The sequence below is a fragment of the Methylomonas rhizoryzae genome (assembly GCF_008632455.1).
Taxonomy (GTDB): domain Bacteria; phylum Pseudomonadota; class Gammaproteobacteria; order Methylococcales; family Methylomonadaceae; genus Methylomonas; species Methylomonas rhizoryzae.
This window is the reverse complement of sequence record NZ_CP043929.1, coordinates 2,751,241-2,763,729: the sequence shown is the minus strand read 5'-3', so window position 1 is coordinate 2,763,729 and position 12,489 is coordinate 2,751,241. Positions and strand designations below refer to the sequence as shown.

At 54.4% G+C, this 12,489-nt stretch carries 9 protein-coding genes; 7 read left to right on the top strand and 2 right to left on the bottom strand.

Annotated features, from left to right (window positions below; genetic code table 11):
* Positions 1-8 precede the first annotated feature (8 nt).
* Both F1E05_RS12330 and F1E05_RS12325 read right to left on the bottom strand, forming a co-directional pair.
* Positions 9-1,805: a nickel-dependent hydrogenase large subunit gene (locus F1E05_RS12330; protein WP_150048878.1), complete on the bottom strand. Its 1,797-nt coding sequence runs from the start codon at positions 1,803-1,805 to the stop codon at positions 9-11.
* Between the two features lie 2 nt (positions 1,806-1,807).
* On the bottom strand, positions 1,808-2,893 hold the full coding sequence (locus F1E05_RS12325) for a hydrogenase small subunit (RefSeq protein ID WP_190303126.1): 1,086 nt from the start codon (positions 2,891-2,893) through the stop codon (positions 1,808-1,810).
* Positions 2,894-3,449: 556 nt separating this feature from the next.
* On the opposite strand from F1E05_RS12325, the gene F1E05_RS12320 reads away from it, so the two are divergent.
* From F1E05_RS12320 to pheA, 7 genes are all read left to right on the top strand, one after another.
* Complete coding sequence (locus F1E05_RS12320; protein ID WP_150048876.1) at positions 3,450-3,782, top strand: hypothetical protein; 333 nt, start codon at positions 3,450-3,452, stop codon at positions 3,780-3,782.
* 379 nt (positions 3,783-4,161) lie between these two features.
* Complete coding sequence (locus F1E05_RS12315; protein WP_150048874.1) at positions 4,162-6,027, top strand: M48 family metallopeptidase; 1,866 nt, start codon at positions 4,162-4,164, stop codon at positions 6,025-6,027.
* 352 nt (positions 6,028-6,379) lie between these two features.
* A complete protein-coding gene (locus tag F1E05_RS12310) occupies positions 6,380-6,877 on the top strand; it encodes a low molecular weight protein-tyrosine-phosphatase (protein ID WP_150048872.1) in 498 nt (165 codons plus the stop codon).
* A 4-nt stretch (positions 6,878-6,881) separates the two neighbouring features.
* Positions 6,882-7,601, top strand: a complete 720-nt coding sequence (locus tag F1E05_RS12305; RefSeq protein WP_150048870.1) for a dienelactone hydrolase family protein — start codon at positions 6,882-6,884, stop codon at positions 7,599-7,601.
* Positions 7,602-7,723: 122 nt separating this feature from the next.
* Positions 7,724-10,318 (top strand): DNA gyrase subunit A, encoded by a 2,595-nt coding sequence (gene gyrA, locus F1E05_RS12300; protein WP_150048868.1) that lies wholly within the window; start codon positions 7,724-7,726, stop codon positions 10,316-10,318.
* On the top strand, positions 10,318-11,397 hold the full coding sequence (serC, locus tag F1E05_RS12295) for a 3-phosphoserine/phosphohydroxythreonine transaminase (protein ID WP_150048866.1): 1,080 nt from the start codon (positions 10,318-10,320) through the stop codon (positions 11,395-11,397). The genes gyrA and serC overlap by 1 nt, the downstream gene beginning before the upstream one ends.
* A 6-nt stretch (positions 11,398-11,403) precedes the next feature.
* The gene (gene pheA / locus F1E05_RS12290) at positions 11,404-12,489 is read left to right on the top strand and encodes a prephenate dehydratase (RefSeq protein ID WP_150048864.1); all 1,086 of its coding nucleotides are present in this window, start codon (positions 11,404-11,406) and stop codon (positions 12,487-12,489) included.

Below are 12,489 nucleotides of genomic sequence, written 5' to 3'. Positions count from 1 at the left end.
TTTCGGGATTAACGCACTTTAACCTGGGTCAGTTCGCTGCCGTCCGGGCTGATAACGTGGGTCGAACAGGCCAGGCAAGGGTCGAAACTGTGCAAGGTACGCAAAATCTCAACCGGTTCTTCCGGTCGTTTAACCTTAGTGTTCATCAACGAGGCTTCGAAGGCGCCGATGTTGCCTTGTTCGTCGCGCGGCGATCCGTTCCAGGTCGTGGGTACCACGCATTGATAGTTGGCGATCTTGGTGTCTTCGATTTTCAGCCAGTGGCCTAACGCGCCGCGCGGCGCTTCGGTAAAACCGACGCCTTTGACGCTGCTCGGCCAGGTATCCGGATCCCAGCGCTCGACGTTGGCGGTCGCCAAATCGCCGGCCTTGATGTTCGTCATCAATTTGTCCATGAAGTAGCGCATTTTGCCGGCGGCCCATTGCGCTTCCAGACCGCGCGCGGCGGTACGGCCCAAGGTGGAGAACAAAGCGCTGACCGGGACGTCCAGGGTTTTCAGCACGAAATTGATCTGCTCGGTGATTTCCTCGTGGCCTTGGGCATAGCCGACTACGTAGCGGGCCAGCGGGCCGACTTCCATCGCGTGGCCTTTCCAGCGTGGCGCTTTGATCCACGAGTATTTGGCCGATTCGTCCAACTCTTGAATGTGGGTGCGGTCGCCTTTGGTTTTAGCGCCTAATTTGTAATTCGGTTCGGTCACGCCGTCCCACGGATGCAAACCTGCCGATTCGTCGGCGTATTTGTACCAGGAGTGCGGAATGTACTCTTTGATCTGCTCGGGATCGCGCACGTCGACTTCGTGCACCTTGCTTAAATCGCCGTTGATGATCGCGCCTTGCGGCATCAACAGATTGGCGGCCGAATAGTCGTTGGCTTTGTCCGGAATGTCGCCGTACGCCAGCACGCTGGAACCCGATAAGCCGCCGCCGTACAGCCAGCCTTTATAAAATTGGGCGATGGCCAACAGGTCCGGAATGTAGATCTGGTCGATGAAGGTGATGGTGCGGTCGATGATGGACGACACCAGATTCAAACGCTCCATGTTGACCCCGCCGACCGCGCCGACGCCGTCGATATTGATCGCGCAAGGCACGCCGCCGACCAGCCAGTTCGGATGCGGATCCTTGCCGCCGAACACGGTACGGATTTTCATGATGTCTTTTTGAAAATCCAAGGCTTCCAGGTAGTGGGTTACCGCCAGCAAATCGGCTTCCGGCGGCAGCAAATAGGCCGGATTACTCCAATAGCCGTTTTTGAACGGACCAAGCTGGCCGGATTCGACGAATTTTTTCAGCCGGTTTTGCGTATCGCGGAAATAGCCGGGCGATGACTTGGGGTTGCTCGGCGAAATCTGTTGCTGCAATGCCGACACCGCATTCGGATCGGCTTTCAAGGCGTTGACCGGATTGACCCAATCCAAGGCGTGCAAATGATAGAAATGCACCAAGTGGTCGTGCGCCTGCAAGCTCAACTGCATGATGTTGCGGATTGAGTTGGCGTTTTCCGGGATCTTGATTTTCAGCGCGTCTTCGACCGCGCGCACCGAAGTCAAGGCGTGGGTGCCGGTGCAGACGCCGCAGATGCGTTGCACGAAGGCCCAGGCGTCGCGCGGATCGCGGCCTTTCAAAATCACTTCCAGGCCGCGCCACATGGTGCCGCTGGATACCGCGTTGCGGATCATGTTGTCGGCGTCGATGTTGACTTCGCAACGCATGTGGCCTTCGATGCGGGTAACCGGATCGACCACTACGCGGCGGCCGGCGTCGTCCAGATGAAAGCCGTTGGGGGTATTGGTGACGGTCATGGTTATTCAGCTCCGGGATGGTTGTCGGCTTGTTTGGCGTTTTTCAGGGCGGTCAGACCGGCGTGCGCGGCAATGCCCGCACCGACCAAGCCGGCCGCGCTGCCGCCGACCACGTCGGCGTTGGCTTCGATGCCGAACTGGTTGATGCCGGTCAGGCGATCGTAGAAACTGCCTTTATCCCAGAAGCCGTCTTCGGAACAGCCGATACAACCGTGGCCGGATTGAATCGGAAACGACACGCCCTCGTTCCATTTCACGGTCGAGCAAGCGTTATAGGTGGTCGGGCCTTTGCAACCCATTTTGTACAGGCATTGGCCTTGACGCGCGGCTTCGTCGTCCCATTGCTCGACAAACTGGCCGGCGTCGAAATGCGGACGGCGGTAGCACTTGTCATGGATGCGCTGGCTGTAGAACATTTGCGGCCGGCCTTGTTTATCCAGGGTCGGCAATTTGTCGAAGGTCAGAATGTAAGCCACCACCGCCGTCATCACTTCGGCAATTGGCGGGCAGCCCGGCACTTTGATGATCGGCTTGTTGGCTAAGCCCGGTACTTTGTGAACTGGCGTGGCGCGAGTCGGATTCGGCTTGGCAGCCTGTACGCAACCCCAGGAGGCGCACGAGCCCCAGGAAATGATGGCTTTGCAGCTTTCCGCCGCGTATTTCAACTGGTCGACAAAGGGTTTGCCGCCGATGATGCAGTACATGCCGTCTTCGGCCAGCGGCGGATTGCCTTCCACCGCCAGGATGTAATTGCCTTTGTATTTTTCGACGATCTCGTCGACGATGGCCTCGGCGTTATGGCCGGCCGCAGCCATGATGGTGTCGTCGTAATCCAATGACAGCATCGACAAAATCACGTCTTTGGCCAAAGGATGGCCGGAACGGATGAAAGACTCCGAACAGCAGGTGCATTCCAGACCGTGCAACCACAATACCGGAATGCGCGGTTTGGTTTCCATCGCCTCGGCTATTTTCGGGGCGAAGGCCGGGGACAAGCCCAGCGAGGCAGCGGTCAGGCTGCAGAACTTCAAGAAGCTGCGGCGGGTGATGCCCTGCCTACGCATCACGTCGTAAAAGGTTTCGATCATGTAAGCTCCTGCATGGCTTGTTTGCGCCGCTAGCCTGGCCGATACCGTTCAGCTCCCGCTGTTGTGCTGATGGCGTGCAACGCTGTCGTTATTGTTATGGATCGAGTTGCGGCCAGCCCGCAGCCCGATCAGACCGCGACAAATACCGCAACATTTGTGCCTAAATGGCGAGGCGGATAATACCATGAAATTTGTAGGATAAAAGCGGGCGAGTGGTGCTCGCCGTTGGTGATTTATCCGACATTTGTTACATGCCGTTTGTCTGTTTGAGCGATAAACGACATATCCGGAGCGGCGTTTGCTGCCTTTACTCGGTCTGATTGAAGGGCGTCTCAAACTGCTGGAGTAGGTGGGTGGCGAGAATGGGTTTCGATTCGCCATGGCCGAGAGCGTGGCAGGCGATTTTCGCTGTCGCAAATCCGCGCAGTTAAGCTACACTGCCGGCCATTGGAGTTTTAAGACGAGTGCGGCGGCAGTAAATTCGCTTCCATTTCCTATCGCTAACCGCGTCGATAGCCTAGCCTGTATTCGCCTTTTCAGACCCGGAGATTTTGTTATGAAGCAAGCATCCGCATCCCTAAGTCGCAACCGTTGCCGCGCATTTTTGACCTACTTGTTGCGCACGCTGGGGCTGGTTTGTTTAGCGAGTCCGCTCAATCCCGCTAATGCCGGCCACCGGCAACAACAAGCCTTGGAAACCCGTGTACAGGCTGTGCGGCAAAATTTGCTCGAACAGGCTGAGCCGCCGTCCGCTTGCGAATCCGCGGAAACGGATACGGCCGTAAATAAAGCCCGCTCGATGTTGGCTCAATGGGCCAACTGGCCCAACTGGCCGAACTGGAACAACTGGGGCAACTGGAATAATTGGCCGAATTGGTATAACCAGTAAATCCGTGACTGTCGCCGCCTCGATTGTAACGCTGCATAGGCCGGGTTGCTCCCGGCGAATGCCAGCCTGCGGCAGCGGTTTGTTGAAGGGTTTACTATGAAAATTTTTCAACGACCGTCCTCCCGCGAATTGGCTTTCGAATAGCCAAGGAGCGCCCTTTCACCATCGAAGCTTATCTATAACCGGCACGAGCGCGATTGATGGTAGCGCATGCCGCGCCAGATCCGATTGCCGGTATGTCGGTAGTCGTTCAAGCTCCTCCTGACTGACTACCCTAAAAGTTAAAATCGACGTATTATTTCCGTTAGAGCCAATGAGGTATTCCAACCGGCAAAATGCCTCAGGCAACTGTCACGTCGTACGTTTATAAGGAGCTTGCATGAAAACCACCGCCGAACAACGCGCACGCCTGGAGGCCCTGATCCGACGCGCCGAACAGGAAGCGCAAGAGAGGCCCGGTACTTACCGCGCCAAGGTAGGCTTACTAGCCTTGTTGGGTTATGCGGTGATATTCGGCGTATTGTTTATTCTGTTGGCCCTCAGTGCAGGCATCGGTTGGGCCGCGCTGGTCAGTACCACCTTCGTGATTTTTTTGCTGAAGAAAAAACTGATCATCGTGATCGTGGGGATGATTTACGTGTTGCTGCGAGCCTTGTGGGTGCGGTTCGAAGCGCCGGAAGGCTACCGGCTGACAGCCAAAGCGTATCCGCAACTGTTCGAACGCTTGAAAAGCTTGAGCCGCCGGCTCGACGCGCCGCGTATCCACCAGGTAATTTTGACGCCGGAAGCCAATGCGGCGATTGTGCAAACCCCGCGCCTCGGCGTATTCGGCTGGCCGAAAAACACCTTGATCCTCGGCTTGGAACTGCTGTTTAGCCTGACGCCGGCCCAGGCCGATGCGGTAATCGCGCACGAACTGGGGCATTTATCGGCCGCGCACAGCCGCTTCGGTGGCTGGATTTACCGGGTTCGGCTAGGATGGCAACGCATTATGGAAGGTTTGGCGCACCAGCAAAACATCGGTGCCTCGCTGATGCGGCGCTTTTTCGATTGGTATGCGCCAACTTTCGCCGCTTATTCGTTCGCGTTAGCGCGCAGCAACGAATTTGCCGCCGACGCCGTCTCGGCGCAGTTGACCAGCAGCGCGGACGCCGCCCAAGCATTAGTCAACAGTCACGTTGTCGCCGGTTTGGTCAACGAGCGCTATTGGACGCCGTTTTTTCAACAGGCCGAGCGCAACGAACAACCGGTGGCGCCGTTTGGTTCCCTGCGCGACTTTCTGCGGGAAACACCGTTCTCGATCGACGAATTGCGCGGAAAGGTCGTCGAAGCGTTGGCGGTGCAAACCGGTCATTACGATACCCATCCCGCTTTGTACGACCGGCTGCAGGCCCTGCAAATCGATGCGCCCCTGCCGAAAATGCCTGCCCTGTCGGCTGCCGAGGTTTGGCTGGGGCAACAATTGCCCGGAGTATTGGCCGATTTCGACCGGCTGTGGTTACAACACCACGGCGAGCGATGGCGCGAACGATTTCAGTATTGCCGGCAAGGTCGGCAGCAACTGGCCGAGCTGGCACAAATCCCCGCCGACGCTATGACGGCGGAACAGCTGTGGCGGCTGGCGACGCTGACCGAAGAATTTGAATCGGATAAAGATCCGCTCCCGCTGTACCAGCGTTACCGCGCCATGCAGGCCGACCCGGACGCCGATTTCGTGATCGGTCGGCTGTTGTTGAAGCGCAATAATCCGATAGGCGTCGCCGCCATGCAGGTCGCAATAGAAGCCAAGCCGGAACTGGCGCTGGACGGCTACCGCTGGCTGGAACATTTCCACCGCAGCCGAGGCGAGCAGGCGGAGGCCGAACAATGGCAGCACCGGGCCGACCGGCAAATGGACGTCAACCGGGCCGCCGACCTGGAGCGCCAACACTTGAGCCACAAAGATAGTTTGATAGAACCGCAAGTCGACGCCGCAACCCTGGCCGCACTGCGTCAGGCTGCCGCTGCGGTCACCGGCATTAAACGCCTGTGGTTGGCCGAAAAACCGATGCAACACTATCCGGATGCAAAAACCTACGTTTTGGTGTTTGCTAAAGATGTTTTCGCCAAAGAACAAAAACTGACTCAACAACTGTTGGCCCGGCTGTCGTTGCCGCACAGCCTGTTCATACTCGGTAAATCCGGTCCGCACAAGGCCCTCGCCAAACGTGCCCTCAAGGTAGGCAGCGAAATTTACCGGCGTTAGGCATGCTTTGAAAGTCATTAGGGAGCGCCGCCTTCGCCGCAGCGGTGTTGCAGCTCCCACTTAGCTTTGCATTTTTCGGGGCTGCGGCGGTGGATTAAGAGCGGTTAATTTCTGTTTTAAAGCATCCCGGCTAGCTTTGTATATAAAGGTTTTTTACCCGGCTATCCGAGGTGGATCTAAACTTGTAGTAGCAATTCGCTCTCCTGTTACCCTTTGTTAAAATTGTGAGAGGATGATTAAGGTAAGGGGAACTTTCCGGCAAGCACCGAAATGAATGTATCGCCGGTTAATGTCTTGTGCTTAGTTCCGTACTGTGTTTTTTAAAAAATAGTTATAACTTGATTGTAAGTGTATGAAAAAAATTGGGATTCTTTTCGTTTGTATGGGTAATATTTGCCGCTCGCCAACTGCTGAGGGGGTGTTTAGAGCCTTGCTCACGCAACGGCGCTTGTCGGATTTGTTCGAGGTTGATTCCGCCGGAACTCATGCCTATCACGTGGGCGACGCTCCGGATCTGAGGGCACGAAAAGCGGCACGCGATCGTGGAATCGAGTTAAAGCATCTAAGGGCGCGCAAGGTAGCGGCGGCGGATTTTGAAAAATTCGATGTCATTTTGGCAATGGATAGCGATAACTTCTCGATATTGCAGGATATTTGTCCGGAAACGCATAAAGATAAGATTAAATATCTGTTGGACTTCGCCCCCCAGCTCAATCAACGTGAAGTACCGGATCCGTACTACGGCGGAGCTTACGGTTTCGAACGGGTACTGGACATGGCCGAAGCGGCAGCGGAAGGATTATTAGAATTTTTAACACGCGAGGGCGTGTTATCCAAGCAAGCGGGGTAGAACTATGGCGGTCGTTGCCAATACCATCGATTATTTAGACGGCGATGCGGTGCTGGAAGGTTTTTTTGCTTACGACGATGCGTTGACCGGCATGCGACCTTTGGTGTTGATACATCACGCATGGTTGGGGCGAGATCAATTCGTGGCCGACAAAGCCCGGGCTTTGGCTGAACTCGGTTATTTAGGGTTTGCGGTCGATACTTACGGGAAAGGCGTTTTAGGCCGCTCCGCTGAGGAAAACGCCAAGTTGATGGCGCCGTTCATGCACGATAGGGCTATGTTGCAACGCCGCTTAACCGCCGGCTTAACCGCGGCAAAAATGTTGCCGTGGGCGGATAATCGCAAAATTGCCGCAATAGGCTTTTGTTTTGGCGGTTTGTGTGCACTTGACTTGGCGCGTACCGGCGCCGATCTCATGGGAGCGGTATCGTTTCACGGTTTGTTGATACCGCCGGCCAACATTCCTGAGCCGCGTGTAAAAGCTAAGGTTCTGGCTTTGCATGGGCACGACGATCCCATGGTGACTCCTGAGCAAGTACAAGCTTTCGAAGCGGAAATGACCCGGGCCGGTACCGACTGGCAAGTGCATGTTTACGGTTCGACCATGCACGCGTTTACCAATCCGCTGGCGAACGATCCCGGATTCGGAACCGTCTATCAGCCTTCAGCCGACAAGCGATCATGGCTGACGATGCGCAATTTTTTCGAAGAGATTTTTGCCTAACTAGAAGCTGTCTCCTTTGCTATAATCCCGCCCTTTTGTAGGGTACTGCGGCGAGGAATGGAGTCTTACCGGAGATGCCTGGCTCGAGCCATTGCGCTTGACTGAATTACCAACAAGGACCCATGTCAGACTTCGCCAAAGAAATCATTACTGTTAATCTCGAAGACGAGATGAAACAGTCTTACTTGGATTACGCCATGAGCGTGATCGTGGGTAGAGCGCTTCCGGATGTCCGAGATGGCTTAAAGCCTGTCCACAGACGCGTACTTTTCGCAATGAGCGAACTTGGCAACGATTGGAACAAGCCTTACAAAAAGTCGGCCCGTGTGGTCGGTGACGTGATCGGTAAATACCATCCGCACGGCGATACCGCGGTTTACGACACTATCGTTCGTATGGCACAGCCGTTTTCTTTGCGTTATATGCTGGTAGACGGTCAAGGCAATTTCGGTTCCGTAGACGGCGATTCGCCTGCGGCCATGCGTTATACCGAAGTGCGCATGTCTAAAATCGCTCACGAGTTGTTGGCGGACTTAGATAAGGAGACGGTCAATTTCGTCCCTAACTATGACGAGTCGGAATCGGAGCCGACCGTCATGCCGACTAAGGTGCCTACGCTATTGATCAACGGTTCTTCCGGGATCGCGGTAGGCATGGCTACCAATATTCCACCGCACAATCTGGGCGAAATCGTCAGCGCCTGTTTAGCGTTAATCAAGGACACTACACTGTCGATCGTGGATTTGATGCAATGGGTGCCCGGTCCGGATTTTCCGACCGCCGGCATCATCAACGGCGCAGATGGTATTCACGAAGCTTATAGCACTGGGCGCGGGCGGATTTATTTACGGGCGCGTTGTCATTTCGAAGACATAGGCGACGGTGGCAGGCAACAAATTGTGGCTACCGAATTACCGTATCAGGTCAACAAGGCCACGTTGCAGATCAAAATTGCGGATTTGGTGAAAGAAGGGAAAATCGACGGTATTTCGGCGATTAGAGACGAATCGGACAAGGACGGCATGCGTTTGGTGATCGAATTGAAGCGCGGCGAAGTGCCGGACGTCGTGTTGAACAATCTGTATAAACAAACGCAAATGCAAACGGTGTTCGGCATCAACATGGTGGCTTTGTACGACGGCCGGCCGCATTGCATGAATTTGAAAGACATTCTGCTGGCGTTCATAGACCATAGGCGTGAAATCGTCACTCGCCGAACCATATACAGCTTGCGCAAAGCCAGGGAAAAAGCGCACATCCAAGAAGGTTTGGGAGTCGCACTGGCTAATATCGACGAAATGATTGAGCTGATTAAGCATTCGCCGAACCCGCAAGAAGCGAAAGCGGGGTTATTAGCCAGAACCTGGAACGCGGGGTTGGTAGCGGCTTTATTGGATAGAGCGGATGCCGATCGCTCTCGTCCGGAAGACTTATCGGCGGAGTTCGGGTTGGTGGCCGGGCTATACCGTTTATCGGAAGCTCAGGCTCAAGCTATTTTGGATTTGCGCCTGCACCGCTTAACCGGCTTGGAACAGGAAAAAATCATCAACGAATACCAAGAATTGTTGAAACTGATCGACGAGTTTTTGCATATTTTGGGAAGCGACGAACGATTGATGGAAGTCATCACCGAAGAGCTGGAACAAATCAAAGCCGAATATGCGGACGCGCGGCGTACTGAAATTATCCAAGACTATTCGAATCTTTCCGCGGAGGATTTGATTACCGAAGAGGACATGGTGGTCACCATGTCGCACGAAGGCTACATCAAAACCCAACCGTTAACCGATTACAAAGCCCAACGCCGCGGCGGCAGGGGGAAATCGGCCGCGGCGACCAAAGATAACGATTTTATCGACAAACTGATTATCGCCAATACCCACGATACTATCTTGTGTTTTTCGTCGCGCGGCAAAGTGTATTGGCTCAAAGTTTACGAGTTGCCGGTCGCCAGCCGAGCCTCGCGCGGCAAGCCGTTCGTCAATTTATTGCCTCTGGAAGAAGGCGAAAAAATCAATGCCATGCTCCCGGTGCGCGAATATGCGGACGATAAATTCGTTTTTATGGCGACTGCCAGCGGAACGGTCAAGAAAACGCCGTTGACCGACTTCGCCTTCCAATTGGCCAAAGGCAAGATTGCCATCGATTTACGCGATAACGATACTTTGGTTGGCGTGGCTTTAACCGACGGTCAGCAAAACGTGTTGTTGTTCAGCAGCGACGGCAAAGCGGTTTGCTTTAACGAAACCGACGTGCGCTCTATGGGCCGGACGGCAGCCGGGGTGCGGGGCATCCGCCTGCAAGACGGCAGCAAAGTGATTTCGCTGATTATTTCGGCTGAAGGTACGGTGTTGAATATTACCGAAAACGGCTACGGCAAAAGAACCCGGATAGAGGAGTTCACTCAGCATAAACGCGGCGGACAAGGTTTAATCGCCATTCAAACCTCGGAGCGAAACGGTTCGGTCGTGGCCGCGGTATTGGTGAGCGATTGCGATGAAATCATGCTAATCACCGATGCCGGCACTTTGGTACGAACCAGAGTTAACGAGATTTCGATAGTCGGACGCAACACCCAGGGGGTGACCGTGATTCGTTTGGATAAAGGCGAAAAAGTCGTCGGGGTGGATAAGATCGAGGGTCTGGAAGACGAGGAGGCCGATAAGGACGGCGAAACGTTGGACTGTGCACATGGAAATGATGGGGAAGAGGAATAATGACCAGGATTTATAACTTCAGCGCGGGGCCGTCGATGCTGCCGGAGTCGGTATTGCTGAAAGCCCGGCAAGAAATGCTGGATTGGCAAGACAGTGGCATGTCGGTGATGGAAATGAGCCATCGCGGCCCGCATTTCATGGCTATTGCCGAACGAATGAAGCAAGACTTAATCGATTTGCTTGGGGTGCCGAACAACTACAAAGTGTTGTTCCTGCAAGGCGGCGCAACTGCGCAATTTGCGATGATTCCGCAAAACATTTTGCGCGGCAATAGCGTGGCTTGTTACGTCAATACCGGCGCTTGGTCGAGCGCCGCCATTAAGGAAGCCGGCAAATATTGCACGGTTAAAATCGCGGCCAGTTCGGAAGCGACCGGCTTTACCGATGTTACGCCTTTCGAGCAATGGGATGTCGATTCCGGCGCTGCGTATCTGCACTATACCTCCAACGAGACCATACACGGGGTCGAGTTTAACCAAGTGCCCGCCGTTTTCGACCTTCCTTTGATCTGCGATATGTCGTCCAATATTTTGTCCAGGCCTGTCGATGTCAGCCGATTCGGCATCATCTACGCGGGAGCGCAAAAGAATATGGGGCCGTCCGGCGTCACTGTGGTTATCGTCCGCGAAGACCTAGCCGATTTGGCGCCGGCAACGGTACCCGCAGTATTTAATTTTGCCCAACAAGCAAAAAGCGACTCCATGCTGAATACCCCGGCGACTTACAACTGGTATTTGCTGGGCTTGGTTCTGCAGTGGTTGAAAGAGCAGGGCGGAGTCGAAGAAATAGAACGGCGCAATATACGCAAAGCCGAGAAACTGTACCAAGCCATAGACGGTTCCGGCATGTACCGCAATCCGGTAGCCAAACATTGCCGCTCGCGTATGAACATTCCTTTCGTCTTAGCCGACGCCGGATTGGACAAGGAGTTTCTGGCACTGGCGGAACAAAACGGCTTGAGCACTTTAGCCGGGCATCGCTCGGTAGGCGGTATGCGGGCCAGCATTTACAACGCCATGCCGGAATCCGGTGTCGATGCTTTGATCGATTTCATGGCGGAGTTCGAGCGTACCCATTAATCGAGTATGAGCGATATTATTCCGTTAACAGAACTGCGGCAGCGCATAGATGCCATCGATCAGCAAATTTTGCAGTTGATCAACCAGCGGGCGAATTGTGCTCTGGAAGTTGCCCGTACCAAGCAAGCGCAGGGCGAAACCGTTAGCTTTTACCGGCCGGATCGCGAGTCGCAAGTACTGCGGCGCGTCAAAGAACTCAATCCAGGCCCGTTAAATCCCGATTCGGTGGCCCATTTATTTAGGGAAGTCATGTCCGCCTGTCTGGCACTGGAAAAACCCTTGGAAGTGGCTTATTTGGGGCCGGAAGGGACGTTTACCCAACAAGCGACCTTTAAACATTTCGGACACGCTGTCAGAGACATTCCGGTTTCGACCATACACGAAATTTTCCAAGTGGTCGAAACCGGACACTGCCAATTCGGCGTGGTTCCGGTGGAAAATTCTACCGAGGGTGTCATCGCGCATACCTTGGATCGCTTTATCGAAAGCCCTTTGCAAATATGCGGAGAAGTCGAAATTCGCGTGCACCAGAATCTGCTGGGCAAGTTCGATGACCTAAGCCAAGTCAAGGAAGTTTTTTCGCATCAACAATCGTTAGCTCAGTGCCGGCAGTGGTTGAACACCTATTTGCCGGGGGTAAGCTGTACCGCGGTCAGCAGCAATGCCGAAGCGGCCCGCATGGCCTCGTTGGATCCCAGCAAAGCGGCAATCGCCGGCTTACGCGCGGCGGAAATGTATGATTTGAACGTCGTCGAAAAAAATATCGAAGACGAGGCCAACAATACCACACGTTTTATCGTCATAGGCGCACTGCAACCGGTTTCGACCGGACACGATAAAACCTCGATATTGGTGTCGACCTCCAATCACGCCGGTGCTCTCTACCGAATTCTCGGACCTTTTGCCGATTACAATATCAGCATGGTTCACATCGAATCCAGGCCCTCCCGGCAAGGCCTGTGGGATTATGTGTTCTTTATCGATATTGAAGGCCATAGAGACGATCCCAACGTAGCCAAGGCGCTGCATGCCTTGCAAAGCAACGTCAATATCTTGAAAATTCTGGGCTCTTACCCCAAAGCGGTGATCTAA

Bases quoted from the DNA above. Each gene is read 5' to 3' on its own strand.
- F1E05_RS12330 (WP_150048878.1), bottom strand. From the start codon at position 1,805: ATGACCGTCACCAATACCCCCAACGGCTTTCATCTGGACGACGCCGGC.
- F1E05_RS12325 (WP_190303126.1), bottom strand. From the start codon at position 2,893: ATGATCGAAACCTTTTACGACGTGATGCGTAGGCAGGGCATCACCCGC.
- F1E05_RS12320 (WP_150048876.1), top strand. From the start codon at position 3,450: ATGAAGCAAGCATCCGCATCCCTAAGTCGCAACCGTTGCCGCGCATTT.
- F1E05_RS12315 (WP_150048874.1), top strand. From the start codon at position 4,162: ATGAAAACCACCGCCGAACAACGCGCACGCCTGGAGGCCCTGATCCGA.
- F1E05_RS12310 (WP_150048872.1), top strand. From the start codon at position 6,380: ATGAAAAAAATTGGGATTCTTTTCGTTTGTATGGGTAATATTTGCCGC.
- F1E05_RS12305 (WP_150048870.1), top strand. From the start codon at position 6,882: ATGGCGGTCGTTGCCAATACCATCGATTATTTAGACGGCGATGCGGTG.
- gyrA (WP_150048868.1), top strand. From the start codon at position 7,724: ATGTCAGACTTCGCCAAAGAAATCATTACTGTTAATCTCGAAGACGAG.
- serC (WP_150048866.1), top strand. From the start codon at position 10,318: ATGACCAGGATTTATAACTTCAGCGCGGGGCCGTCGATGCTGCCGGAG.
- pheA (WP_150048864.1), top strand. From the start codon at position 11,404: ATGAGCGATATTATTCCGTTAACAGAACTGCGGCAGCGCATAGATGCC.